23 protein-coding genes and 2 pseudogenes are annotated in these 24,236 nt (G+C 71.5%); 19 read left to right on the top strand and 6 right to left on the bottom strand.

The features are described 5' to 3' along the window. Nucleotides 1-105: 105 nt before the first annotated feature. On the bottom strand, nucleotides 106-1,209 hold the full coding sequence (gene zapE, locus BFF78_RS10860) for a cell division protein ZapE (RefSeq protein ID WP_069778121.1): 1,104 nt from the start codon (nucleotides 1,207-1,209) through the stop codon (nucleotides 106-108). Between the two features lie 37 nt (nucleotides 1,210-1,246). On the opposite strand from zapE, the gene BFF78_RS10855 reads away from it, so the two are divergent. From BFF78_RS10855 to BFF78_RS10785, 15 genes are all read left to right on the top strand, one after another. Continuing rightward, complete coding sequence (locus BFF78_RS10855) at nucleotides 1,247-2,107, top strand: dihydrofolate reductase family protein (RefSeq protein WP_079161256.1); 861 nt, start codon at nucleotides 1,247-1,249, stop codon at nucleotides 2,105-2,107. Between the two features lie 128 nt (nucleotides 2,108-2,235). After that, the gene (locus BFF78_RS10850) at nucleotides 2,236-2,709 is read left to right on the top strand and encodes an indole-3-glycerol phosphate synthase (RefSeq protein WP_193433439.1); all 474 of its coding nucleotides are present in this window, start codon (nucleotides 2,236-2,238) and stop codon (nucleotides 2,707-2,709) included. Nucleotides 2,710-2,787: 78 nt separating this feature from the next. After that, nucleotides 2,788-4,176: a UDP-N-acetylmuramate--L-alanine ligase gene (gene murC, locus BFF78_RS10845; RefSeq protein WP_069778118.1), complete on the top strand. Its 1,389-nt coding sequence runs from the start codon at nucleotides 2,788-2,790 to the stop codon at nucleotides 4,174-4,176. 14 nt (nucleotides 4,177-4,190) lie between these two features. Then, nucleotides 4,191-4,598 (top strand): peptide-methionine (R)-S-oxide reductase MsrB, encoded by a 408-nt coding sequence (gene msrB / locus BFF78_RS10840; RefSeq protein ID WP_069778117.1) that lies wholly within the window; start codon nucleotides 4,191-4,193, stop codon nucleotides 4,596-4,598. 148 nt (nucleotides 4,599-4,746) lie between these two features. After that, the gene (locus BFF78_RS10835) at nucleotides 4,747-6,075 is read left to right on the top strand and encodes a PP2C family protein-serine/threonine phosphatase (protein ID WP_227025807.1); all 1,329 of its coding nucleotides are present in this window, start codon (nucleotides 4,747-4,749) and stop codon (nucleotides 6,073-6,075) included. A 250-nt stretch (nucleotides 6,076-6,325) separates the two neighbouring features. Beyond that, a complete protein-coding gene (locus BFF78_RS10830) occupies nucleotides 6,326-7,663 on the top strand; it encodes a ferredoxin reductase family protein (protein ID WP_069778116.1) in 1,338 nt (445 codons plus the stop codon). A gap of 16 nt (nucleotides 7,664-7,679) precedes the next feature. Next, nucleotides 7,680-8,129 carry an FMN-binding protein gene (locus BFF78_RS50110; protein WP_069778115.1) on the top strand — a complete coding sequence of 150 codons (450 nt, stop codon included), beginning with the start codon at nucleotides 7,680-7,682 and terminating at the stop codon, nucleotides 8,127-8,129. A gap of 1 nt (nucleotide 8,130) precedes the next feature. Beyond that, entirely contained in the window at nucleotides 8,131-8,853 is a 723-nt protein-coding gene (locus BFF78_RS10820) for an FAD:protein FMN transferase (RefSeq protein WP_069778114.1), read from the top strand. A 146-nt stretch (nucleotides 8,854-8,999) separates the two neighbouring features. Then, nucleotides 9,000-10,196: an ABC transporter ATP-binding protein gene (locus BFF78_RS10815; protein ID WP_227025806.1), complete on the top strand. Its 1,197-nt coding sequence runs from the start codon at nucleotides 9,000-9,002 to the stop codon at nucleotides 10,194-10,196. Further along, nucleotides 10,193-10,846: an ABC transporter permease gene (locus BFF78_RS10810; protein WP_069778113.1), complete on the top strand. Its 654-nt coding sequence runs from the start codon at nucleotides 10,193-10,195 to the stop codon at nucleotides 10,844-10,846. Before BFF78_RS10815 ends, BFF78_RS10810 begins: the two co-directional genes overlap by 4 nt. Then, nucleotides 10,843-11,511 (top strand): ABC transporter permease, encoded by a 669-nt coding sequence (locus tag BFF78_RS10805; protein WP_069778112.1) that lies wholly within the window; start codon nucleotides 10,843-10,845, stop codon nucleotides 11,509-11,511. The genes BFF78_RS10810 and BFF78_RS10805 overlap by 4 nt, the downstream gene beginning before the upstream one ends. A 136-nt stretch (nucleotides 11,512-11,647) precedes the next feature. Next, nucleotides 11,648-12,610, top strand: coding sequence for an ABC transporter substrate-binding protein (locus BFF78_RS10800; protein WP_069778111.1), 963 nt, complete (start codon nucleotides 11,648-11,650; stop codon nucleotides 12,608-12,610). Nucleotides 12,611-12,767: 157 nt separating this feature from the next. Then, entirely contained in the window at nucleotides 12,768-14,159 is a 1,392-nt protein-coding gene (locus tag BFF78_RS10795) for an MFS transporter (protein ID WP_069778110.1), read from the top strand. 101 nt (nucleotides 14,160-14,260) lie between these two features. Then, nucleotides 14,261-15,346 (top strand): IS630 family transposase, encoded by a 1,086-nt coding sequence (locus BFF78_RS10790; protein WP_069778109.1) that lies wholly within the window; start codon nucleotides 14,261-14,263, stop codon nucleotides 15,344-15,346. Nucleotides 15,347-15,391: 45 nt separating this feature from the next. After that, on the top strand, nucleotides 15,392-16,738 hold the full coding sequence (locus tag BFF78_RS10785) for an IS630 family transposase (RefSeq protein ID WP_079161050.1): 1,347 nt from the start codon (nucleotides 15,392-15,394) through the stop codon (nucleotides 16,736-16,738). Between the two features lie 129 nt (nucleotides 16,739-16,867). On the opposite strand, the gene BFF78_RS10780 is transcribed toward BFF78_RS10785, so the two are convergent. Together BFF78_RS10780 and BFF78_RS10775 are read right to left on the bottom strand one after the other, a co-directional pair. After that, complete coding sequence (locus BFF78_RS10780; RefSeq protein WP_069778108.1) at nucleotides 16,868-17,872, bottom strand: Lrp/AsnC family transcriptional regulator; 1,005 nt, start codon at nucleotides 17,870-17,872, stop codon at nucleotides 16,868-16,870. Nucleotides 17,873-17,900: 28 nt separating this feature from the next. Next, nucleotides 17,901-18,248, bottom strand: a pseudogene (locus BFF78_RS10775) (tellurite resistance TerB family protein); the annotation flags it as partial. A 102-nt stretch (nucleotides 18,249-18,350) separates the two neighbouring features. Between BFF78_RS10775 and BFF78_RS10770 the strand changes: the two are divergent. Together BFF78_RS10770 and BFF78_RS50500 are read left to right on the top strand one after the other, a co-directional pair. Then, nucleotides 18,351-18,719 carry an ArsR/SmtB family transcription factor gene (locus tag BFF78_RS10770; protein ID WP_069778107.1) on the top strand — a complete coding sequence of 123 codons (369 nt, stop codon included), beginning with the start codon at nucleotides 18,351-18,353 and terminating at the stop codon, nucleotides 18,717-18,719. Continuing rightward, nucleotides 18,716-19,674, top strand: a pseudogene (locus BFF78_RS50500) (P-type ATPase actuator domain-containing protein); the annotation flags it as partial. The gene BFF78_RS10770 and the pseudogene BFF78_RS50500, both read left to right, overlap by 4 nt. 163 nt (nucleotides 19,675-19,837) lie before the next feature. Here the strand turns inward: BFF78_RS50500 and BFF78_RS10755 are convergent. Both BFF78_RS10755 and BFF78_RS10750 read right to left on the bottom strand, forming a co-directional pair. Further along, nucleotides 19,838-20,290 carry a DUF6114 domain-containing protein gene (locus tag BFF78_RS10755; RefSeq protein WP_227025805.1) on the bottom strand — a complete coding sequence of 151 codons (453 nt, stop codon included), beginning with the start codon at nucleotides 20,288-20,290 and terminating at the stop codon, nucleotides 19,838-19,840. Between the two features lie 5 nt (nucleotides 20,291-20,295). Further along, on the bottom strand, nucleotides 20,296-21,000 hold the full coding sequence (locus tag BFF78_RS10750) for a DUF6230 family protein (protein ID WP_069778103.1): 705 nt from the start codon (nucleotides 20,998-21,000) through the stop codon (nucleotides 20,296-20,298). Between the two features lie 643 nt (nucleotides 21,001-21,643). On the opposite strand from BFF78_RS10750, the gene BFF78_RS10745 reads away from it, so the two are divergent. Beyond that, nucleotides 21,644-22,303 (top strand): Tat pathway signal sequence domain protein, encoded by a 660-nt coding sequence (locus tag BFF78_RS10745; protein ID WP_069778102.1) that lies wholly within the window; start codon nucleotides 21,644-21,646, stop codon nucleotides 22,301-22,303. Between the two features lie 18 nt (nucleotides 22,304-22,321). On the opposite strand, the gene BFF78_RS10740 is transcribed toward BFF78_RS10745, so the two are convergent. Next, on the bottom strand, nucleotides 22,322-23,152 hold the full coding sequence (locus BFF78_RS10740; RefSeq protein WP_069778101.1) for a lytic polysaccharide monooxygenase auxiliary activity family 9 protein: 831 nt from the start codon (nucleotides 23,150-23,152) through the stop codon (nucleotides 22,322-22,324). Nucleotides 23,153-23,586: 434 nt separating this feature from the next. Between BFF78_RS10740 and BFF78_RS10735 the strand changes: the two genes are divergently transcribed. Beyond that, entirely contained in the window at nucleotides 23,587-24,234 is a 648-nt protein-coding gene (locus BFF78_RS10735) for a ScbR family autoregulator-binding transcription factor (protein ID WP_069778100.1), read from the top strand. Nucleotides 24,235-24,236: the final 2 nt, after the last annotated feature.

The following is a 24,236-nucleotide window of genomic DNA, read 5'->3' as shown; positions in this document are numbered from 1 at the left end:
CAAGAAACACATTAACCCTGCAAAGTCCTTTGCAGGGTTAACAGCGCGTTACGCGCACAAGAGAGCGTGAAAAGTGCCGGTTGTGTGGCCGGATCTGGCTCTTGACTACGAGCCCACGAGCCCCTTCGCGTCCCGGGCCAGTGCGGTGAGCCGGGATATCGCGCGGAAGTACTTCTTGCGGTAGCCGCCGTTCAGCATCTCCTCGCTGAACAGCTGGTCGAACGGCAGCCCCGAGGCCAGCACCGGGACCTCGCGGTCGTAGAGCCGGTCCGCCAGCACCACGAGCCGCAGCGCGGTCGACTGGTCCGGCACCGGCCGCACATCGGTGAGGCACACGGCCCTCAGCCCGTCGGTCAGCGCGCCGTAGCGGCTCGGGTGCACCTTGGCCAGGTGCTCCAGCAGATGCGGGAAGTCGTCGAGGGAGGCACCCGCGGTGGCGTAGGCCGCCTTCGTCACCTCTTCGTCGGTGAACGGCTTCGGGGCCTCGGGCAGACCGCGGTGGCGGTAGTCCTCGCCGTCGATGCGCAGGGTGCGGAAGCGGGCCGACAGGCCCTGGATCTCGCGCAGGAAGTCGGCGGCGGCGAACCGGCCCTCGCCCAGCTTGCCCGGCAGTGTGTTGGAGGTGGCGGCGAGCGCCACACCGGCCTCGACCAGCTTGCCCAGCAGGGTCGACACGAGGACCGTGTCGCCCGGGTCGTCCAGCTCGAACTCGTCGATGCACAGCAGACGGTGGCCGGAAAGGGTCTGTACGGTCTTCTGGAAGCCGAGGGCGCCGACCAGGTTCGTCAGTTCCACGAAGGTGCCGAAGGCCTTGAGCGCGGGCTCGGCCGGGGTGGCGTGCCACAGGGAGGCGAGCAGATGGGTCTTGCCGACGCCGTAGCCGCCGTCCAGGTAGACCCCGCGCGGGCCGGCCGGGGCCTTGGGCGCCCTGGCCCTGCCGAAGCCGAAGAGGCCGCGCCGGCCGGCGCCGGAGGCGTGCGCCCCGCCGAGCCCGGCCGCGAAGCCCTCGAGTATCTGTACGGCCTCAATCTGGCTGGGCTGCTTGGGGTCCGGTATGTACGTCGAGAAGCGGACCGAGTCGAAGCGCGGGGGCGGCACCATCTCGGCGACCAGCCGGTCCGCGGGCACGTGCGGCTCGCGGGCGCACAGGGAGAGGGGGCCCGCGTCGGTCAGAGGGCTGGATCCGGGGGCGGTGGTGGAGGACGACACGGTTACCCATGCTAAGCGCCGTGTCAGACTGCACGACATGCGACGCCTGTTCCCTGTGACCGACGAAACAGCAGCCCAGGCCTCCGGCGGGACGGCCGAGAGGGGCGGGGCCGGAGGGGTTGCCGGGGCGCGGGTGGCTCATGGGCCCGGTGCCGCCGCGCTCGTCGATCGCGAGTGGACGCTCGCCGAGCTGGCCGCCGCCTACGCCTACCCGGAGCCGGTGCCGGGCGCCCCACGGCCCTGGCTGCGAGCCAACATGGTCTCCACGCTCGACGGCGCCGCCCAGCACGAGGGGCGCTCCCAGCCCATCTCCAGCGCCGCCGACATGCGGATCTTCGGCACACTGCGGGCGCTCGCGGACGTGATCATGGTGGGCGCGGAAACGGTACGCCAGGAGGGGTACCGCCCCGCACGCGCGCGTGCCGAGTTCGCCGCCGCCCGCGCGGCCGCCGGACAGGGCCCCGCCGCGGCGATCGCGGTCGTCAGCGCGAGCCTGGAGCTGGACTTCTCGCTCCCGCTGTTCACCTCGCCCGTGGTGCCCACGCTGGTCCTCACCGGGGCCGCGGCCCCCGCCGACCGGATCGCCGCGGCCGAGAAGGCCGGCGCCACGGTCGTGATCGCCGGTGCGGGGCCGGGCATCGAGCCCGCCCGCGCCGTACGCGCCCTCGCCGACCTGGGCCACACCCGGCTGCTCACCGAGGGCGGTCCCCGGCTGCTCGGACGGCTGGTCTCCGCCGAGGTGGTGGACGAGATGTGCCTGACCCTCTCGCCGATGCTCACCGCGGGCGACGCACAGCGCATCGCCGGGGGGCCGCCGGTCGCCGTGCCGCACCGGTTCGAACTCGTGTCCCTTCTCGAAGAGGCCGGATTTCTGTTCGGTCGTTACCGTCGGTCCTAAATAGGCGGAATATGTCGTTCCGTTTAGCTTCCGGAGGGCAGACTTAGTCCGCAGATCCCGTGCGATCACGGGGCAGGATGGTTTCCGCAGGGGCCTTGTCAGGGTCCCCGGAGGAGAAGAGGCGTTCGGTGTTCACAAGCGTTCTGATGATCGAGAAGGCCTTGACGTCCGCCGACGTGGAGTTCGTCACCACCTTGCACGGAGACGAGCCGGTCACGTTCCACGTGCTCCTCCAGCCGCGCGGCGACCAGGCGGACCGCCTGCTGCGGGCCATCGACGACATCGCGCTCGGCGAACTCGACGAGGCGGTGCGGGAAAGGGAGACCCCCGAGGGGGAGGACGCCAGGAGCGTCGGGCAGCAGGCGCTGGACGTGTCCGTGCAGGCGTTGCACGCCGCGGGGAGCCGGGCCGACGGGCGGCTGGTCGAGGATCATCCGCTGGACGCGCTGAAGTCGTTGGTCGCCGAAGTGGAAGCCGACGAGGTGATCGTGCTGACGGATCCGCATTACGTGGAGGAGTTCTTCCACCGGGACTGGGCTTCCCGGGCCCGGCACAAGGTGGGGGTGCCGGTGCTGAAGTTGTTCTCGCACAGCAAGGCCTAGGCGCCAGGGCCCCGCGCCCCTTCAGGTCGGCATAGGCTAGGCCTGCTCCAGCCCGCACCGTACTTGGGAGAAGAACACATGGCACCCGGCCTTCCTACCGCCATGGACCGACCGCATTTCATCGGCATCGGCGGCGCCGGGATGTCGGGGATCGCCAAGATCCTGGCGCAGCGCGGGGCCGAGGTCGCCGGGAGCGATGCCAAGGAGTCGGCGACCGCCGAGGCGCTGCGGGCGCTCGGGGCGACCGTGCACATCGGGCACGCGACGGAGCACCTCGCCGACGACGCGAGCTGTGTCGTCGTCTCGTCGGCGATCCGCGAGGACAACCCCGAGCTGGCCCGCGCCGCCGAGCTGGGCATCCCGGTGGTGCACCGCTCCGACGCGCTCGCCGCGCTGATGGAGGGGCTGCGCCCGATCGCCGTGGCCGGCACCCACGGGAAGACGACGACCACCTCGATGCTGGCCGTCTCCCTCACCGAGCTGGGCCTGAAGCCGTCGTACGCCATCGGCGGCGACCTCGACGCGCCCGGCTCCAACGCGCTGCACGGCGAGGGCGACATCTTCGTAGCCGAGGCGGATGAATCGGACCGCAGCTTCCACAAGTACGCGCCCGAGGTCGCCATCGTCCTCAACGTCGAGCTGGACCACCACGCCAATTACGCCTCGATGGACGAGATCTACGAGTCCTTCGACACCTTCGCCGGCAAGATCGTGCCCGGTGGGACACTGGTGATCTCCGCCGACCACGAGGGCGCCCGGGAGCTGACCCGGCGGCTGGCGGGGTCGGTGAAGACGGTGACGTACGGCGAGGCGGACGACGCCGACGTACGAGTGCTCGCCGTCGTGCCGCAGGGGCTGAAGAGCCAGGTCACCGTCCTGCTGGAGGGCCGGGAACTGACCTTCACCGTGTCCGTCCCCGGCCGGCACTACGCCCTCAACGCCGTCGCCGCGCTCACCGCCGCCGCCGCGCTCGGCATCCCGGCCGACGGGCTCGCGCCCGCCCTCGCCGCCTACACCGGCGTCAAGCGGCGCCTGCAGCTCAAGGGCGAGGCCGCCGGGGTGCAGGTCATCGACTCCTACGCCCACCACCCCACCGAGATGACCGCCGACCTGGAGGCCATGCGCGCCGCCGCCGGTGACTCCCGCATCCTCGTCGTCTTCCAGCCGCACCTGTTCTCCCGCACCCAGGAACTCGGCAAGGAGATGGGCCGGTCGCTGGCGCTCGCCGACGCCTCGGTGGTCCTCGACATCTACCCGGCCCGCGAGGACCCGATCCCGGGCGTGACCAGCGAGCTGATCATCGAGGCCGCACGCGCGGCCGGCGCCGACGTCACCGCCGTCCACGACAAGACCGAGATCCCCGAGGTGATCGCGGGAATGGCGAAGCCCGGCGATCTCGTTCTCACCATGGGCGCGGGCGACGTGACCGACCTGGGCCCGCTGATCCTGGACCGCCTGTCGCAGTAAAGGGGCTGACGCTCATGTCGTACGACGTCGAGAAGCCGGACGAGCAGTGGCGGGCGGAGCTGAATCCGGCCGAGTACGCAGTGCTGCGGCAGGCCGCCACCGAGCCGGCGTTCACCGGTGAGTACACCGACACCAAGACCGAGGGCGTCTACTCCTGCCGTGCCTGCGGCGCCGAACTGTTCACCTCGGACACGAAGTTCGCGTCGCACTGCGGCTGGCCGTCCTTCTTCGACCCGAAGGACACCGACGCGGTGGAACTGGTCGAGGACCGCTCCCACGGCATGGTCCGCACCGAGGTGCGCTGCGCCCGCTGCGGCTCCCACCTCGGGCATGTCTTCGAGGGCGAGGGGTATCCGACCCCGACCGACCAGCGGTACTGCATCAACTCCATCTCCCTGCGGCTGACGCCCGCCGAGGGCTGACCCGCCGCCGTGAGGCAACGGCCCGCGTCCTCGCCCGGGGCTGCCGAGGGCGCTGGGATCGACGAGGCTGGTGCCCCACTCGCTCCGGGTTTGAGATTCTGTGAGGGTGTTGGGTGTGGCGCGTTGGATTCGGTCCCATCGCAGGCCCGTGCCCGCCGACAGCGGCCGCCGCGACGGCGGCGGCCACGAGGGAACCGCCGCGTCCGCGCAGGGCGAGGACTCCGCGGACGCCGCCGGATCCCCACGGTCCGCGGACGGCCGGTCGGCTGCCGGTGACGCGACGGCCGGCGCGCGCCTGAGCGTGCTGCGCGAAGCGCTGGCCGGGATAGGCACGACCCTGGACGAGGCCACGACCTGCGCCGAGCTGACCCGGATCGCCGTACGCATGGTCGGCGGCACGGCCGCCGTGATGCGCCGGACCGGCCAGGCCATCTCCGGGTACGAGGCGATCACCGGGGACGCCGACCTGCTGCCCGACGCCCGCTGGGCCACCGCGGTGACCCGCGAGGCGGCCGTACCGGCGCTCGGCGACCAGCCCGAGCCCTGGGTCGAGTACGCCGCCGCCACCCGCACCCGGATCGCCCTGTGCGCGCCGCTGACCAGCGGCGACGACCGGTACGGCGTCCTGGTGTGGGCGCGCTCCGGGCAGCAGCCGCTGGGCCGTGCCAAGGCCGAGCTGCTCAGCCTGCTCGCCGAGCGCGCCGCCTCCCACATCCGGCAGGCGCGCGCCTATGAGAGCGTCAACCGCACCGCCGGTGACCTGCAACGCGCCCTGCTCTCCGAGCCCGGCCGCCCGCACCCCAACCTCGACATCGCCATCCGCTACCTCCCGGCCGGCGGAGGCGTCCTGGTCGGCGGCGACTGGTGCGAGACCGTACGGCTGCACTTCGGGCGGACCCTGCTGGTCGTCGGCGACGTCATGGGGCACGGCCTGGAGGCCGCCGTCGACATGAACGCCTACCGTTCCTCCCTGCGCTACATCGCCTCCGCCGACCTGCCCCCGCACCGGGTGCTGCGGCAGATGGACGACATCGCCTCCAAGGAGGCGGAGCTGCGGCCCGCCACCTGTCTGCTCGCCCGCGTCGACCCGGGACGCCGCCAGGTCACGCTGGCCAGCGCCGGGCATCTGCCGCCCGCGCTCATCACCGCGGACGGCGCGGCCACGCTCCTGCCCGTCCCCGTCGGACCACCGCTGGGCACCGGGCTCGGCGGGTACGAGATGGCCACGCATCCGCTGACCGAGGGGCAGACCCTGGTCCTGTTCACCGACGGCCTGGTGGAACGCCGTGGTGAGGACATCGACCGTTCTCTGGAGCGGCTGTCGGCCGTGCGCTTTTCCGTCGGGGGCGGGCTCGAGGACGTCCTGGACACCATCCTCAGCCGCCTGGACGCGCGGCATGCGGAGGACGATGTCGCCGCGCTCGCCGCGCGCTCGCATCACCGGCCGGGGGGTCTGGCCGACGCCGCCGCGCCGTAGGGGTGCGGCTGCGGTGTCCCGTCGTAGGGGTGCGGGTCGTCCGGTGCGTTTCGCCGGCGGCCTGCGCATCGGATGGGCGCGGCATCCCGTGCTTTCTCCACCCGCCCATCCCGCGGCACCCGTTCGGCCCCGGCCGGGCTGCGGGCCCCGGCCGGCCGTATCGATACTCAAGTGACAGTCGTCCGGCAGGAGAACGACAGCATCCGCGGGCGAAGCTCGTCACCCAGGACCCGATCAAGGAGCTGTGTCCGTGACGACCCTCCAGTCCCGTACCGCGCCCCCCACGGCGATCCGCCCCCGGGTCGTGGCGCGCACCGGCCTGTACACCCTGCTGGCCGTCAACGCCGCCGTCGTGGCCTGGTTCTTCGCCCAGGCCGGATTCGCCTCGAACACGCTGATCGTGCTGGGCCGCCTCGCCGGCCTGTACGGCGCCCTCCTCATGGCCTTCCAGCTGCTGCTGGTGGCCCGGCTGCCCTGGCTGGACCGCCGGATCGGCATGGACCGGCTGACCGCCTGGCACCGCCGCACCGGCATCGGCGTCGTGTGGACCCTGCTCACCCACGCGGTGTTCATCACCTTCGGTTACGCCCAGGAGTCCTCGATGGACCCGGTGAACCAGCTGGTGAACCTCGCCGAGACCGTCGAGGGCGTGCTGCGCGCCCTCGTCGCGCTCGCGCTGCTCCTCGTGGTCGGCGCCACCTCGGCCCGCTGGGCACGCCGCCGACTCGCCTACGAGACCTGGCACTTCATCCATCTGTACACCTACGTCACCGTGGTCCTCGCCTTCACCCACCAGGTCGCGGCCGGTACGACCTTCACCGCCTCGCCCGCCGCCAGGGCGTACTGGTACACGGTGTGGGGCGTCGCCCTCGGCGCGGTGTTCCTGGGCCGGCTGGTACTGCCGCTGTGGCGGAACCTGCGGCACCGGCTGCGCGTCGCGGCGGTCGTACCCGAGTCCGACGACGTCGTCTCCGTCTACGTCACCGGTCGCGACCTGGACCGGCTGCCCGCGCGGGCCGGCCAGTTCTTCCTCTGGCGCTTCCTCACCCGGGACCGCTGGTGGCAGGCCAACCCGTTCTCCCTGTCGGCCGCCCCCGACGGCCGTACCCTGCGCCTCACCGCCAAGGCGTCCGGCGCCGGCAGCGCCTCCCTGCGCCGGATCCAGGTCGGCACCCGTGTCTTCGCCGAGGGCCCCTACGGCGCCTTCACCACGCTGCACCGCACCCGCCCGGAGTCCGTGCTGATCGCCGGCGGCGTCGGCGTCACCCCCATCCGGGCGCTGCTGGAGGACCTGGAGGGCCACGCCGTGGTCATCTACCGGGTGGCCACCGACCGCGACGCCGTCCTCTACGACGAACTGCGCGACCTCGCCCTCACCAAGGGAGCCGAGCTGCACCTGGTGACCGGGCCCGTCGCCCCCGACAAGCTCGCCCCGCGCGAGCTGGTGCGGCTCGTCCCCGACATCGGCGACCGGGACGTCTTCCTGTGCGGGCCGCCCGGCATGATGACCGCCGTACTGCGCAGCCTGGCCGACCTGGGCGTGCCCAAGCGGCAGATCCACTTCGAGCGTTTCAGCCTCGCGGGCTGAGAGAGGGCATCCCACCGTGAAGCGAGCCATTCCCGTCTTCGTCCTGACCGTCGCGGGCCTGATCCCGGTGTGGCGCTACCAGCCCTCGACAGGGACGACGGACATCGCCCAGCCGGCGTCGACGCCGGCTCCCGTGCGGTCGTCGTCCCCTTCACGCGCTGCGTCACCGTCCGCGTCACCCTCTGCTTCGGCCTCCGTGCCGTCCTCGAAGGTCGTGGCGGGTCCCGCGGTGAGCACCTCGAAGGGTGTCATCCAGGTGGAGGTGACCTTCCGGGGCGACCGGATCGCCTCCGTGCGGATGCTCCAGGCGCCGCACCACCGGCAGACCGTGTTCGCCGTACCGCAGCTGATCGCGGAGACGCTCGAGGCGCAGAGTGCCCATATCGACTCGGTGTCCGGCGCCACCATCACGAGCGGCGGATACAGGGAGTCCCTTCAGGCCGCGCTCGACGCCAAGGGCTCCTGACATGCGGCGTGTCGAGCACGTCATGGGCTTCCCGGTCTCGCTGCGGATCGACGACGAGGGGGACTTCGAGCCGGCCGCCGACGCCGTCTTCGCCTGGCTGCGCCAAGTGGACGTCCGCTTCAGCCCGTTCCGGCACGACAGTGAGGTCTCCCGGTACGGGCGCGGCGAGTTGGCGGCGGACGAGCTGAGCGCGGACCTGACGGAGGTGCTCGGCCTGTGTGAGCAGTACCGGGCCGCGACCGGCGGCGCCTTCGACGTCCGGCTGCCCGGCCGGAACCTCGACCCCTGCGCGGTGGTCAAGGGCTGGTCGGTGCAGCGGGCGGCGGGAGTGCTGTCGGCCGCCGGGGCGCGGCGGTTCTGCCTCAATGCCGGCGGCGATGTCGTGGTCTCCGGCGGGCCGTGGCGGGTCGGGATACGGCATCCGGAACAGGCCGGCCGGCTCTGTGCCGTGCTGGCGGTCACCGACGCCGCGGTGGCGACCTCCGGGCGGTACGAGCGCGGCGACCACATCCTCGACGGCCGCACCGGACGCCCCGCGACCGGGCTGCTCAGCCTCACGGTGGTGGCCCCGACCCTGACCGAGGCGGACGGGACGGCCACGGCCGCCTTCGCCCTGGGCCCCGACGGACCGGCCTGGGCCGCCGCCCGCACCGGCTGCGAGGTGTTCGCGGTCGACACCGCGCGCCGCACCGTCCGCACACCGGGACTGCCGGTGGCGGCCTAGCCGTCGCTCGCCGCCGCTGCCCGGCCATTCGCCCGCCAAAACGCTGAAACACTCGCGGTCTAGACTCTTTCCGCAACGGCCTGCGCACGGACGACCTCGGCCGAAAACGGGCGGAGATCTGCCAAACCCGAAGGGTATTCGGCGTTTTGATACGGATAGATTCAGTCACGAAGCGGTATCCGGACGGCACGGTCGCGGTGGACCGGCTGTCACTGGAGATACCGGACCGCGCGATCACCGTCCTCGTCGGGCCCTCCGGCTGCGGCAAGACGACGACCCTGCGGATGATCAACCGGATGGTGGAGCCCACCGAGGGCAGCATCCTCCTCGACGGCACGGACATCCGGCAGCAGCCCGTCAACACCCTGCGCCGTTCGATGGGTTACGTCATCCAGAACGCCGGACTCTTCCAGCACCGCACCATCCTCGACAACATCGCCACCGTGCCCCGGCTGCTCGGCCGGCCCAAGCAGCAGGCACGTACCCGGGCCGCGGAGCTGATGGAGCGGGTCGGGCTCGACGCCTCGCTCGCCAAGCGGTACCCGTACCAGCTCTCCGGCGGCCAGCAGCAGCGCGTAGGTGTGGCGCGGGCGCTCGCCGCCGATCCGCCGGTGCTGCTGATGGACGAGCCGTTCTCCGCCGTAGACCCCGTGGTACGCAAGGGACTTCAGGACGAACTCCTGCGTATCCAGGAGGAGTTGGGCAAGACGATCGTCTTCGTCACGCATGACATCGACGAGGCGATCAAGCTCGGCACGATGGTCGCCGTGCTGCGCACCGGCGGCCGGCTCGCCCAGTTCGCCCCGCCCGCCGAGCTGCTCAGCGCGCCCGCCGACGCTTTCGTGGAGGACTTCCTCGGCGCCGACCGCGGCATCCGCCGGCTCTCCTTCTTCCCGTCCGCCGGCCTGGAGTTGCAGACCGCGCCGATCGTGGGCATCGAGGCCGACGCGGCCGAGCTCGCCTCCCGCTGCGACGCCCCCTATCTCCTGGTCACCGACCTCGACGGCAGGCCGCTCGGCTGGAGCGAACCGGACCGGCTCACCGCCGGGGCCATCGACAAGGACCGACTCCTGGACCACGGGCGCCCGTTCGTGCCCGGCACCGACTCGCTGCGCGCCGCGCTCGACGGCGCCGTGCTCTCGCCGACCGGCTGGGCCGTCGCGGTGGACGGTGAGGGACGCGCGGTCGGTGTCGTCTCCCAGCAGGTCATCGGCGAGGCCATCCGCGCCGCCCACAGCCGGGTCGCGGACGGCACGGATGCCGAGGGCGGCCAGGACGCGGACGACGCCGGTGCCGAGCGCGGCCGGGATGCCGACGGTGCCGACGCCAAGGCCGCCCGATGAACGGCTTCTTCGACCTCCCGAGCGACCTCCAGCACAGCTGGCTCGGCCTCGTCGGGCTGCATGTGCGCGAGGGCCTGCTGCCGGTGCTGGCCGCGCTGCTCGTCGCGCTGCCCGTGGCCCAGCTGTGCGTCCGCTTCCGCTGGGTCTACCCGCCCGTCCTCGGCGTCACCACCGTGCTCTACTCCATTCCCTCGCTGGCGTTCTTCGTCGTCCTCATCGACTACTTCGGGCAGAGCGAGACCACGGTGATGATCCCGCTCGCGGTCTACAGCCTCGTGGTGCTGGTGCCGGGGATCGTGGACGGCGTCCGCTCGGTCCCCCAGGAGACCCTCGCCGCCGCCCAGGCCATGGGCTTCGGGCCCGTACGTCGGTACCTCCAGGTCCAGTTGCCCATCGCCGTCCCCGCGATCATCGCGGGCCTGAGGGTGGCGGTCGTCTCCAGCCTCTCCCTGGTCAGCGTCGGCATGCTCATCGGCAACCAGGGCGCGCTCGGCAACATGCTCAACGACGCCACCACCTACGACCGGCCCGCCCTGGCCGTGAACTCGGTGCTGACGACGGCGGTGCTGGGCATCCTCGCCGACGGCCTGCTGGTCCTCGTCCGCCGCCTCCTCACCCCCTGGATGCCGAGGAAGGGTGCCACCCGGTGAACGTCCTGAACTTCGCACACGCCTTCTTCAGCGACAGCGCCCAGTGGCACGGCTACGACGGCATCCCCACCCGGCTCGCCGAGCACGTCGGGTACTCCCTGGAAGCGCTGCTGTTCGCCGCCCTGATCGGGCTGCCCATCGGCCTGGTCACCGGCCACTACGGCCGCGGCGGCAACGCCCTCGCCCTGATCGCCACCGCGGGCCGGGCCCTGCCCAGCTTCGGCCTGCTGGTGCTGATGTTCATCTGGATCGGGTTCGGTCTGTTGCCGGTGATGATCCCGCTGGTCGTGCTCGCCGTACCGCCCATCCTGGTCACCACCTACGAGGCGATCCGCTCCGTCGACCCCTCGCCCGTGGACGCCGCCCGGGGCATGGGCATGGCCGAGGCGCGCGTGCTGTTCCAGGTGGAAGTGCCCGTCGCGCTCCCGCTGATCCTGAGCGGCCTGCGCACCGCGGCCATCCAGATCGTCTCCACCGCCACCATCGCGGCCTACGTCAGCCTCGGCGGCCTCGGCCGGTACATCATCGACGGCCTCTACCAGAGGAACTACGAGAAGGTCGTCGGCGGCGCCACCCTGGTCGCCGCCCTCGCCCTCGCCACCCTCGTGGTGTTCTGGGCGGTGTCCCGGATCACGGTCTCGCCGGGGGTACGGCGGAGCGGCTGAGGCCTGCCGCCGGTGCGGGCCACAGGGCGCGGACAGGACGCACCGGCGGGCTGTGCCCACAACCGACCACAGATCGAGGCCAATCAGTGATCTGTGGCCCTTGACTGACCGAGAACCGGCTGGATTGGATCAGTGAGTGACTTCCACCAACCGCATCAGCAGGTCCATCCGGAGGAACCGAGGCGCGGCGGTGGTCGCCCTCGCGGCGGCGACGGCCCTGCTGGCGGGCTGTTCCTCCAGCGACGGCAAGTCCGGCGGCAACCCCCTGACGGACGACAAGGCAAGCGGCGACACCGTCGTCGTCGGATCCAACAACTTCCCCGAGAGCACCCTGCTCGCCGACATCTACGGCGAGGCCCTCAAGGCCAAGGGAATCAAGGTCAGTTACAAGCCGAACATCGGCAGCCGCGAGACCACCTACGGGCTGATCAAGAACGGCTCCATCAAGGTGCTGCCCGAGTACAACGGCGCGCTGCTGGCCTACCTCGACCCGAAGGCCACGCCGAAGACGGCCGACGCCACCACCGCGGCCATCGAGGCCAAGCTGGACTCCAAGCTGACCCTGCTCAAGCCCTCGCCGGCCCAGGACAAGGACTCGGTCACGGTCAACGCGGCCACCGCGAAGAAGTACCACCTCACCGAGAAGTCCTCCATCGCCGACCTCAAGGACGTCGCCAAGGACCTGGTCATGGGCGCCTCGCCGGAGTTCCAGACCCGGCAGCAGGGCCTGGTGGGCCTGAAGTCGGTCTACGGCCTTCAGTTCAAGTCCTTCAAGGCGCTGGACGCGGGCGGCCCGCTCACCCGGGCGGCGCTGAAGAAGGACGCCGTGCAGGTCGCGGACATCTTCACCACGGCCCCGGCCATCTCCAAGGAGAAGTTCGTCGTCCTGCAGGACCCCAAGAACCTCTTCGGCTTCGAGAACGTCCAGCCGCTCGTGGACAAGAGCGCGGTGTCCCAGAAGGGCGTCGACGCGCTGAACGCGGTCTCCGCCAAGCTCGACACCGCGACCCTGGTGGACCTGAACGCCCAGGTGCAGACCCAGGGCAAGGACCCGCTGGACGTGGCCAAGGCCTGGCTGAAGTCCGCGGGGCTCGCCTGACAAGCCGCCGTACGGCCCTGTGAGATTTCTTCATACAGGGCCGGCCCGATGGAAGAAATCCGCACACCCGCCGCTCCCGGTGGAGTCGGCGGGACTCCTCCTCGCACGCTCTCCACGGGGCCGATCCCGGTCCTGTGGAGAGCGTGAGAGGAAACCCATGACCACGCAAGACGTGGCTGTCGCCATTCCCTGCCGCAGGCGCTGGCCGGGCCTGGCCGCCCTGCTGCTCGGCGAGGCGATGAACCTGCTGGACGCCACCGTCGTCCAGGTGGCCGCCCCGGCCGTCCATGCCGACCTGGGTGGGCCGGTCTCCGACGTGCAGTGGTTCGGCGCCGCCTACACCCTGCCGTTCGCCGTGCTGCTGATCACCGGCGGGCGGCTCGGGGACATCGCGGGCAGGCGCCGGATGTTCGTCCTCGGCGTCACGGTGTTCACGGTGGCGTCCATGGCCTGCGCCCTGGCTCCGGCGCCGGGGCTGCTCATCGCCTTCCGGGCCGTGCAGGGTGCCGCGGCGGCGCTGATGATTCCGCAGACCATCGGGCTGATCAAGGCGATGTTCTCGGGAGAGGAGACGGGCAAGGCGCTCGGCAGCATCGGGCCGGTGATGGGCCTCGCCGCCGTGTGCGGGCCCGTCGTCGGCGGTGTGCTGACCCACGCCGACCTGTTCGGCTCGTCCTGGCGGTCCGCGTTCCTGGTGAACGTGCCGGTGGCCGCGCTGGTCCTGGCCCTCGCCCGGAACCTCCCGGAGAACCGCGCCCCGCACCGTCCGCCCCTCGACTGGCGCGGCACCGCCCTGGCCGCACTCGGCACCGGACTCCTGGTGTACCCGCTGATCGACGGCAATCTGCGTCAACTCCCGCCAGTGCACTGGCTTTTGCTCGGCGCCGGGCTGCTGGTGCTCGCCGGATTCGCCTGGCACCAGCGGCACACCTCCCGCCCCCTGCTGGAGCCCAGCCTGTTCACCCACCGTGGCTTCCCGGCCGCGCTCGTCACCTCCACGGCCTTCTTCGCGGTGACCAACGGGCTGACCGTGGTGGTCGTCCTGCAACTCCAACTCGACGCCGGTACAGGCGTGCTGGCGTCGGGCCTGAGTCTGCTGCCGTGGTCCGCCGGGCTCGCCGTCGCGTCCTGGTGGTCGGGCTCGCGGCTGGTACGGCGGCACGGGCGGCGGGTGATGCCGTACGGGCTCGGGCTGCTGCTGGCCGGACTGCTCGCCGCCGTTATCGCCTACCGGACGACCACACCGGGCCACTACCCGGTCGCGCTGCCGCCCGCCCTCGCCCTCGTCGGCCTCGGCGCCGGCCTGTTCACCCCCGCCTTCTTCACCCTCGCCCTGCGACCCCTGCGCCCGCACGAGGTCGGCTCGGCGGCCGGACTGCTCAATGCGGTGCAGCAGTTGGGGGCCACGCTGGGAGTGGCGGTCCTCGGCAGCGCCTACCTGGCGGGGACGGGCCCGGGCGCACCACAGGGTGCGTGCTGGGTGGCGGTGGGCCTGCTGGCCGTGGCTTGGGCGGCGAGCGTGAGGGTGGGGGAGGAGGAGCGAGCCTAGTGACCTGGTCTTGAGTTCACGTTTCGCCACGTGAGTGGTCGTTCGTTTCAGATTGCGGTGTGGGTGGTGACGGCGGCTGCCGGCTGCGGTCTGCTGGAGGTGTGGGCGACAGCAGGCTGCAGCCGCTGGTGTTATCCGAGGACGAGCGGCTGGTGTTGCAGGGGTGGGCCAAACGCCGGACAACCGCGCAGGGGCTGGCCAGACGGGCCCGGATCGTGCTGGCCTGCGCAGGGGGATTGAACAACACCGCAGTGGCTGCACGGCTGGGGACCGATCGCGCGACCGTGCGCCGGTGGCGGACCAGATTTCTCCAGTACCGGCTCGACGGGCTGTCCGACGAGCCACGTCCCGGTGTGCCCCGCGCCATCACAGACGCCCAGGTGGAAGAGGTGGTGGTGCGCACTCTCGAAGAGGTGCCCGAGGGTGCCACCCACTGGTCGAAGCGGGAGCTGGCGAAGCGAGTGGGAATCTCTCCGACGAGCGTGCTGCGGATCTGGCGGGCGTTCGGGCTGCAGCCCTGGCGGACGGAGGATTTCAAGATCTCCCCGCTCCCGCTGCTGATCGACAGGATCCAAGACGTGGTCGGGCTGTATCTCGCTCCGCCGGCGAACGCGGCAGTTTTCGCGGTGGACGAGAAGCCGCAGATCCAGGCCCTTGAGCGGACCGCTCCGGTGCTGCCGATGGTGCCCGGCACCCCTGAGCGGCGCAGTTTCGACTACGTCCGGCACGGCACCGTGGATCTGTTCGCCGCCCTGAACACCGCCACCGGCAAGGTGATCGGGAAGCTGTCGGCGACGCATCGGGCGGTGGACTTCCGCGACTTTGTCGATGAGATCGACCGCCAGACCGATCCCGGCCTGGCGGTCCACGTGATCTGCGACAACCTCTCCGCCCACAAGGCGCCGGTCGTGCACAAGTGGCTTCTGGCCCATCCTCGGTTCGAGCTGCACTTCACCCCGACCTACTCGTCCTGGATCAACCAGGTCGAGCGGTGGTTCGCCGAACTACAGCGGCGATGTCTGGAGCGCGGGGTTTTCTGCTCACTCGACGAGTTGAAGACCGCGCTCAAGGACTGGATCAAGACCTGGAACGAGCAGGCTCGGCCCTTCAGATGGACCAAGACCGCGGACCAGATCATCGACCGCATCTGCGGCTACTGCGACAGGATCTCCGGACCAGGTCACTAGTGTGATGCGCCTGAAATCGCAGGCTTAAGTCTGTAGCCTGTTTTCATGTCTCGGGGTCCTCGTGCCGTCGAAGTTGTGCTGTCCGATGAGGAGCGCGCCGAGTTGTTGCGCTGGGCGGGCGGGGCAGTGGCGCCCCGTCTCGCCGAGCGGGCACGCATCGTCTTGGCGTGTGCGGATGGGAAGCCGAATACGCGTGTGGCGGCGGAGTTCAAGGTAACCGCGGACACGGTGAGGAAGTGGCGCTCGCGGTTTGCTGCCCGGCGGATGGCCGGGCTTGCGGATGAGCCGCGGCCGGGCCGACGCAAGTCGGAGCTGGTGCTCAGTGATGACGAACGGGCTCAGCTGACGCGTTGGGCGAGGCGCGCGAAGACCGCGCAGTTTTTGGCTCTGCGCGCGAGGATCGTGCTGCGGTGCGCGGAGGGCGGGACGAACAAGCAGGTGGCGGCCGAGCTCGGGGTGAGCGAGCAGTCGGTGAACCGCTGGCGGGCCCGGTTCGTCAAGCGGCGGCTGGACGGTCTGGTCGACGAGCCGCGGCCCGGCCGGCCGCCGTCCATCCTGCTCGACCAGGTCGAGGACGTGGTCGTCGCGACGCTGGAATCCGCCCCGGGCCAGGACACCCACTGGTCGCGGGCCTCCATGGCCGCCCGCACCGGGCTGTCGAAGTCCACCATCGGGCGGATCTGGAAGAAGTTCGACCTCAAGCCGCACCTGCAGGACGCCTTCAAGCTCTCCACCGACCCGCAGTTCGTCGCGAAGGTCGTCGACGTCGTCGGCCTGTACCACAACCCGCCGGAGAAAGCCGTGGTGTTGTGCGTGGACGAGAAGAGCCAGATTCAGGCGCTGGACCGCTCGCAGCCGGTGCTGCCGATGATGCCGGGCATGCCCGAACGGCGCACCCACGACTACCTGCGACACGGCATCACCAGCCTGTTCGCCGCCTTCAACATCGCCGACGGCACTGTCATCGGTGAACTGCACCGCCGCCACCGGGCCGTCGAGTTCAAGAAGTTTCTGGTCACGATAGACAAGGCGGTTCCTGCCGGGCTCGATGTGCACCTGGTGTGTGACAACTACGCCACCCACAACACCCCCGAGATCAAGACCTGGCTCGGCAAGCACCCCCGCTTCCATGTCCACTTCACTCCGACCGGCTCTTCCTGGATCAACCAGGTCGAGCGGTGGTTCGGCCTGCTCACCGACAAGCTCATCCGCCGAGGCGTCCACACCTCGGTGAAGGCGCTGGAGGAGGACATCAGGGCCTGGATCGACTCATGGAACGAGAACCCCCGGCCCTTCACCTGGACCAAGACCGCCGACGAGATCCTCAAATCCCTCGCCGACTACCTCACCAAGCTCACTCCGCCAGCCACCGAAAATCAGCGAGAGACTTAAGCCTGCGATTTCAGGCGCATCACACTAGGCGGGGCACCGCGGCTCCCCACGGGGCGCGGGGCCGCATCACTATGCGGCTCCGCCGCGTGGGCGCGACCAGCCACCACGCACCCGCAGCCGCGTGCGGTCTCAACCGACCCGGTGGGTGGGCGTGTGGAGACGCCGTACCCTCGCCAGATCCGTCAGCACCGGACTCGCCGCCTTGAGCGTACGCAGCACGGGACTCGTCTCCAGCGCGTCGATCTCCCGCAGCGCACCGAGCCGCCGGGTGAGATAGCGGTGCAGGTCGGCCGGGTCGCGGCACAGGGCCTGGGCGACCAGGTTGGTGCGGCCGGTGGTCGCGGCCACGAAGGCCAGCTCGTCATGGCCGGCCAGGGCGAGCGCGGCCTTCTCCAGGTCCGCCGGGCGCACCGACAGCCACAGCAGGGCCCGGGTGTGGACGCCGAAGAGCCCGGCGTCCACCTCCACGTCGAAGAACAGCGCGCCCGACGCGCGGAGTTCGGCCAGCCGCCGGGCCACGGTCGTGGGCGACCAGCCCGTCTCCTGGGCCAGCTCCTGCTGCCCGGCCCGCCCGTCCCGCTCCAGCGCCGCCAGCAACTCCCCGTCCTCCGGCCCCGGTTGCCGTACTCCCTCGGCGCTCTCCCGGTACTCCAGCGCTGCCTGCTGCTCCTGATCCAGTGCCTGCGCGCTGCGCCGCCAGTTGGCGGGACCGCCCAGGTAGGTGTGCAGCAGGCAGTGCGCGGAGACGGCGGTGATGCCGCTGGTGCGCGGCACGTCATGCAGCAGGAGGGAGCCGGGGGAGGAGTCCTCGGCCGGGGCGTGGATCACCGCCGTGATCTCCGTGCCTCCCGAAGTCAGCTTCACCCAGGACGTGTCCGGCCGCCGCACCAGCGCCCCGGCGATGTCCCGCGCAGAACGTGCCGTCGCCGTCAGCCGGACCAGCCACTGCGCGCGGCCCGCCCGGTCCGGGTCGGCGAGGCCCACCACGCGCAGCCCCGCCTCCGTGCGCAGCCGGCGGTAACGGCGGGCCACGGTCTGCGCCGAGACCCCGAGCACCTCGGCGATCCTGCTGAACGGCGCGCGGCCGTCCAGGTGCAGGGCGTGGATGAGGGCACGGTCGAGTTCGTCGAGCATGCCCCCATCCTCGCGCGGTCCGGCCGGCTCAGAGGTCGAACTCGTGCGGCGGCAGGTCCAGCGTGTAGCACGCCTCGCGCACCACCGCCTGTTCCGTCTTGTCGAAGTCGCCGTCCGCGCCGCCGATCACGATGCCGATCTGGACGACCGCCCGCGCCTCGGCCGGCTTCTTCTTCGCCTTCGCGATCTCCTGCAGCACGCTCACCTTGCCGAAGGCGAAGTCGGTCGTCAGCTTGTTCAGGTTCTCCTCGAAGCGGCGCCTGAGGTCGTCCGCCGGGAAGTTCTGCAACACCTCGTTCGTCGCGATGAGCTGAGCCACCCGCTGCCGCTCCGAGGGGGCGACGGTCCCGTCCGCGGCGGCCACGAGCGCGCACATCATAGAAACTCATGGCGCCACCGAGAAGTTCCTGCGGACCTAAACTGAATGCCCACACCCACCGAACCCGGCACGACACCAAGGAAGCAGAGGAAGGCGACAGTGGCGACAGCTCCCGGCACCGGCCACCTGGACCCCTCCGCCGAGGTGCTCGCCGAGGCGGCCGCCGCCTTCGGTCTGCTCGCCTCGCCCGCCCGGCTGCACATCGTGTGGGCGCTGATCCAGGGGGAGAGCGACGTCACCGGGCTCGCCGGGCGGGTCGGCGGCGCGCTGCCCGCCGTCAGCCAGCACCTGACCAAGCTGAAACTCGCCGGGCTCGTCCGCTCCCGTCGCGAGGGCCGCCGCCAGGTGTACTTCGTGGACGCCGCCGCACAGGCCGCCGTCGTCGACGTCGTACGCCTGCTCGTCGGCCGGCTCGCCGAACGGGACGCCGCCGTCCCGGCCCCGGCCCGCCTCCTCCGTGGCCTCTGAGAACCCGGCGGGCCCGGTGCCCGGACCCGCCGCGGCACCTCCCTGAGTCCGCGCGGGCCGGTGTCCAGGAGCCGCAGCACCTGGAGGCCGCCGTACGGCTCGCCGCATACGGCGACCCCCCGCCCCGCCCGCACACCCCTACCGCGCTCCGGCGCAGCCTGCGCGGTGTGCGCGCCCCGTTCACCGCCGTGCTCCTCGCCCTCGGCCTGGTCCCGGCGTTCGTCGCCTCCTGGGGCACCGCCACGGTGATCCTCTCCCTGGTCGCCGTCGGCTGCGTGCCGCGCGCGGCCGGTGAGCGCCGCGCCGACCACGCGCTCGCCGCCCTGCGCGAACCGGTCGCCGGCACGGCCACCGTGCTGCGCCGCACCGGCGCCACCGCCGACCCGCCCACGAGATCCCGGTGGCCGAACCGGTCCCCGGCGACGTCGTACGGCCCGGCCCCGGCGACCTCGTGCCCGCCGACGTACGACTGCCGCGCGCCCGCGGGCTGACGGTGCGCGAGGCCGCCCTCACCGGCGCGTCCGCGCCCGTGTCCAAGGCCGCCACCGAACTGCCGGAGCCGCTCGCCGAGTCCCATCCGTGCTTCCAGGGCGGCGCGGTCGTGGCGGGCGGTGCCACCGCGGTCGTAGTGGCGACCGGGCCGCGCACCCGGTTCGCCGCCGCGCAGCGGTCGCCGCAGCCGCGTGCGCCCAGCGCCTTCGACCGCTCCGTGCACGGCATCGCCTGGGTGCTGGTCCGGTTCATGCTGCTCGCCCCGCCGCTGGTGCTCATGGCGGGCGCGGCGCTGCGCGGCCGGGGCCCGCAGACCCTGCCGTTCGCCGTGTCGCTGGCGGTCGGGATCACCCCCGAGACGCTGCCGGTGATCGTCACCACGTGCCTCACGCGCGGCGCGGCGCTGCCGGCCCGCACGCACCGGGTCGTCGTACCGCCCAGCCCGCTCGGCGCCGCGCTCGGCATGACGGCCCTGCCCGCCGGGTACCACCTGCTGCTCGCCGCCGTCCTCGGCCGGTACGCCCTCGCCCTCGCCGTGGCCAAGGCCCGGCCTCGCCTCTGAGCGCCCGTACACCGCACGGGCGCCGGGCAGGTCCCCGCCGGGGCAGCCGTACGACCCCGTACCCTCAGGCCGCCGTGCCCTGCGCCCCCTCCGCCACCGTACGTGCCGCCGCCCTTGCCTGCTTGCGGCGCTTGCGGCGGCTGACGCGCGGCTCCTGGTCGGGGAGCCAGCCGAAGGTGAGGCAGCTGCCGGTGACGCCCAGCAGGAGGCCGATGAAGAAGCCGCCCAGGTTCGAGGTGACCCAGGTGCCCAGCGAGAGCAGGACGCCGGTGAGGGAGTAGAAGAGCCGCTGCGCGGGGTTGAAGAGGATCAGCAGGCCCAGCAGCGCCATCAGCGACGGCAGCAGATAGCCGGCCAGCCCCTGCATGCCGATGTGCATCACGACCTTCAGCGAGGCTTTCTCCGTGAGCAGGATCTCGCCGCCGGCCAGGGCGAGCAGCAGCCCGCCCCAGAACGGCCGGCGGGCCCGCCACCCGCGGAAGGCGGCGCGCGCTCCTGGGCGTGGACCGTCCGGCACCGCGATCAGCAACCCGAGCCGCTGAAGCGGAGCTTGAGACCGGGAAGCTTGAACACACCGGCGGTGGTTGCGTAGTTGGTCTGCCGCAGGTTGGCGATGCGCACGGTGTCGGCCTGCTGGCTGAACACCCCGATCGGGCCCTTCACGCCCGCCTTGGTCAGCGTGCTCGCGTCGTTGCCGATCTCGATGTTCTTGAACGCCGCGTCGCCGGACAGCTCCGAGGAGTCGGTGGTCAGGTCGCTCGCCTGCACCTTGTCCGCGCCGCTGCCCGCCGTGATCAGCAGGTTGGTGCCGCCGAGGTCGACGCTCTGGCACAGCTTGGTGAGCGTGGCGTTCTTGATCGCGGAGGTGACGACGAGCACCTGACCGCCGGTGTCCCCGGCGTTCGGGCTGCCGTCCGCCATGGTGTCGAGGCCGCCGAACTGCTCGAAACCGGTTCCGTTCAGCTCGGTCGCGGTGACCGTGAACGGCATGCCGGAGATCGCGAACTGCACGCCCAGCGCCCCCTGTGCGGTGAGGACCGCGAGAGCGGCGGCGACGAGGGTGGCGGGCACCGCCATCACCGCGGCCCGGCGGGCCCGGACCCGGCCTCGTCTCTCGCCGCCACCGGTGGTCCCGGCGGCGGCTGCCTGAGGTGCTTCGGACGGAGAACCGTTTCCCGGATTCTCGGGGGTGTTGCCGTCGGACGGGACGTCCGGGGACGAGGCCATGTCTGCTCCCATGGGCATGGATCAACGCGGGTCGGGCTTCAGTGGCGCGGTGTCCTGGCGCGGACGGCGACCGCCGCGTACGCCTCCTCGCACTCCCGGCGAAGCAAGGGCTTTCTCGTTACGCGACCGTAGCCTTCGAGGAAGTTACCGCCGGTTACTTCGGAGGGTCAAGGGAGATGTGAAAAAAGGGTGTCGGATGTGCGCAGGGCGCGACCGGCTCCCTCAACTCCCCTAGAAAGACTTGACGTTGACGGTTGATCAGGTCTACAAATTCCCCTGTTTCACGGATCCGTGGCGCCGGATCCGCCGAGCGGCACCGGCCGTGTCTCCTGGCCGCTCACGTCAGCCGCTCATCTCGGCTCATGGAAACCGTTCACATCGGTGCGGCTGCGCACGGTCCCTTCCCCCGGCCGTGCCCGGCCGCCCTCCGCCGGCCCGGCCGGAGGCCTTCCCCCGAGGCCTTCGGCCGGTGCCCGGACCGCCGCCGTCGCCGGTTCCGTCGCGTACGGAGAAGGCGCCACGGCCCTGCGCCGGCGGCCACCCGCGCACACCCCCGCGCCACGTCTCACGGCGCTGTCCGCACCCCTCACCGCGACCCCCACCCCACCTCATCCGGACCCCACCCAGGAAAGAGGCACCCCCCATGCGTACGCGACCCCTCCTCGCCCTCGCCGGCACCGCCACCGCACTCGCCCTCGCGATGGCCGCGCCCGCCCCCGCCTCCGCCGACGGCACCGCCGTGCTCACCACCGGCTCCACGGGTGGCACCGCCGTCGCGACCGGCGACACCCTCACCGCCCCGCTGGCCTCCGGCACCCTTGCCACGCTCTACTCCAGCGCGACCGGCACCAGCGGCGTCAGGTGCACGTCCTCCCAGTTCACCGCCGCGGTCACCGGCAACCCGGCTGCCCCCGGCACGGCCACCGAGTCCGTCACCGGGCACACCTTCGACGCCGCCTCCTGTACCAGCAACGTCATCGGCGTCACCGGCGTCAGCAGCATCACCGTCGACAACCTGCCCTACACGGCGACGGTCGCCTCCGACGGCACCCTCACCGTCTCGCCGGCCAGCGGCTCCAGCATCCAGACCACGGTCAAGCTGAAGACGCTGCTGGGCTCCATCACCTGCGTCTACCAGGCGGCCTCCCTGACCGGGAAGGCCGACAACAGCGACAGCAGCATCAGCTTCACCAACCAGCAGTTCACCAAGAGCTCCGGTTCGTCGCTGTGCTTTGCCAGCGGCTACTTCACCGCCAAGTACGCGCCCGTGGCGGACGGCGGCGCCCAGGTCTACGTCAACTGAGCACCAGGAAGGCCGAGTTCAGCGTCGTCGTAGACGCACGGCAAGGGCGGCGCCCCCGGTGAGCACCAGCACCGCGGCGGCGCCGCCCGCCAGTACGGGCGCGGAAGGGCCCATGTCCTGGGCGGCGCGCCCATCGGCGGCGGGGGTCGAACTCGCCGTCGTCACCGGTGTCACTGCCGCCTCCCCCGCATCCCCCGCCTTCCCGCCCTTGTCCGGAAAGACCACGTCGGAACACGAGTAATAGGTGTCCGGCGTGCTGCTGTTCTGCCAGACGGTGTAGAGGACCTGACGCCCCGTCCGGTCCGTCGGCAGCGTCGCGGCGATGTGGTACGCCCCCTCCCGCAGCGGGGGGTCCGTGACCTGGGCGAAGGGCCGCTCCGGCAGATCGGACCAGGTCAGCGGTTTCGCCGGGTCGTAACCCGGCTTGGTCAGGTACAGCCTGAACGTGCCCGTGTGCGCGATCGTCGAGGCGTACGTCATCGTCAGCCTGCCGCCGGGCGTCAGCCGTGTCGCCGGCCAGTCCCGCCGAGCCAGGTCCAGGCCCCGGTACGCCGGCAGGTTCCCGCTGCACAGTCTGCCGTCCGGAATCGTCTGCCGGTCCCGGCCGTTCACCCCCGCCACGCGCAGGTTGTCCCACGCGGTGAACGGGGAGCCGTTCGCCGTGACCGCCGCCCGGCAGGCCGCCGAGCGTGCCGCGTCGCCGCCCTCGGGGGAGCAGGCGTAGACCCGGCTGACCGGGTTTGTGGGGGCTCCGTGTGCCTGGGCAGACCCCGCCGCCCACGACAGGAGCAGGAGCGGGGCCGCGGCGGCGGCCGCCGTGACGCTCAGGCGGGCGGTCGTCCGAGTCATCCGGGATGTCTCCTCGGCAGCTGCGGGTACGGGGTCTGCGGTGTCCAGTACGGCGGCGGGGCTGGGGGTGTTCAGCCGGACCGGCGCATCGGTGGCTCAGGGGCGCGAATGCACCGACCGGTTGGGATGTTTTGCGCCTCCTCGGTGACCCCGTTGAGGAGCCGGCCGTCGGCCTCGTATCGTGGCGATCATGGGTCCGGCACCCGCCGCCCCCGCGGCTGCCCGGGGCAGTCGGGCAAGGAAGGGGGAACCGTTCTGGTCTCGTCCGTTCACGGACCGCCGAGGGGCCGTCCGCTGCCGGATCCGCGGGTGACACGTGTCGTACCGTCGGCCCGCGCCCCGGACTCCCGTTGCCATTCGGTGAGTTATCGTGTGCGAGGGGTTAAAAACAAACCGCATGTCCCGTTCGTACGAGTCGCGAGGAGGGTCCCAGGATGGCGAGGCAGTTACGCGCCGAGCAGACCCGGGCAACGATCATCACGGCCGCCGCCGATCTGTTCGACCGGCACGGCTACGAGTCCACCAGCCTGAGCGACATCGTCGCACACGCGAAGGTCACCAAGGGTGCGCTGTACTTCCACTTCGCCGCCAAGGAGGACCTCGCCCAAGCCATCCTGGAACTCAACGCCAAGGCCGGGCGGCAGCTCGTCGCCGAGGTCGAGAGCCGCGGCTGCTCCTCGCTGGAGGCCCTGATGCGCACCACGTTCGGGGTCGCCAGGCTCGCCGTGGAGGACCCGGTGCCACGCGCCGCGCTCCGCCTCGCCACCGCCGACATCGCCATACGGCCGCCGCTCAGGCATCCGTTCGCCGTATGGCTGGAGTTCGCCACCCGGAAGTTCAACCAGGCCGTCCGAGAGGCCGATGTGCACAGCGATGTCGACGTCGGCATCGTCGCGCACTCCCTGGTCTCCTTCTTCGTCGGCACCCGGGTCGCCGGCCGCTCGCTCGAACCCACTGGACGGCTTCCGCGCCGGGTCGCCGAGATGTGGCACCTGCTGATCCGGGGTCTGGTCCCGGTGCACCGCCGCCCCCGCTACGTCACGCTCGCCACGCAGCTGGAGCGGGAGATCAGAACCGTCTGAGG

Origin of the sequence: Streptomyces fodineus (genome assembly GCF_001735805.1) — a bacterium.
GTDB lineage: Bacteria > Actinomycetota > Actinomycetes > Streptomycetales > Streptomycetaceae > Streptomyces > Streptomyces fodineus.
The sequence above is the reverse complement of the archived record's forward strand: the minus strand, read 5'-3'. Positions and strand labels throughout refer to the sequence as shown.

Bases quoted from the DNA above. Each gene is read 5' to 3' on its own strand.
- BFF78_RS10855 (WP_079161256.1), top strand. From the start codon at position 1,247: ATGCGACGCCTGTTCCCTGTGACCGACGAAACAGCAGCCCAGGCCTCC.
- murC (WP_069778118.1), top strand. From the start codon at position 2,788: ATGGCACCCGGCCTTCCTACCGCCATGGACCGACCGCATTTCATCGGC.
- msrB (WP_069778117.1), top strand. From the start codon at position 4,191: ATGTCGTACGACGTCGAGAAGCCGGACGAGCAGTGGCGGGCGGAGCTG.
- BFF78_RS10820 (WP_069778114.1), top strand. From the start codon at position 8,131: ATGCGGCGTGTCGAGCACGTCATGGGCTTCCCGGTCTCGCTGCGGATC.
- BFF78_RS10810 (WP_069778113.1), top strand. From the start codon at position 10,193: ATGAACGGCTTCTTCGACCTCCCGAGCGACCTCCAGCACAGCTGGCTC.
- BFF78_RS10795 (WP_069778110.1), top strand. From the start codon at position 12,768: ATGACCACGCAAGACGTGGCTGTCGCCATTCCCTGCCGCAGGCGCTGG.
- BFF78_RS10785 (WP_079161050.1), top strand. From the start codon at position 15,392: ATGTCTCGGGGTCCTCGTGCCGTCGAAGTTGTGCTGTCCGATGAGGAG.
- BFF78_RS10780 (WP_069778108.1), bottom strand. From the start codon at position 17,872: ATGCTCGACGAACTCGACCGTGCCCTCATCCACGCCCTGCACCTGGAC.
- BFF78_RS10750 (WP_069778103.1), bottom strand. From the start codon at position 21,000: ATGGCCTCGTCCCCGGACGTCCCGTCCGACGGCAACACCCCCGAGAAT.
- BFF78_RS10745 (WP_069778102.1), top strand. From the start codon at position 21,644: ATGCGTACGCGACCCCTCCTCGCCCTCGCCGGCACCGCCACCGCACTC.
- BFF78_RS10740 (WP_069778101.1), bottom strand. From the start codon at position 23,152: ATGACTCGGACGACCGCCCGCCTGAGCGTCACGGCGGCCGCCGCCGCG.
- BFF78_RS10735 (WP_069778100.1), top strand. From the start codon at position 23,587: ATGGCGAGGCAGTTACGCGCCGAGCAGACCCGGGCAACGATCATCACG.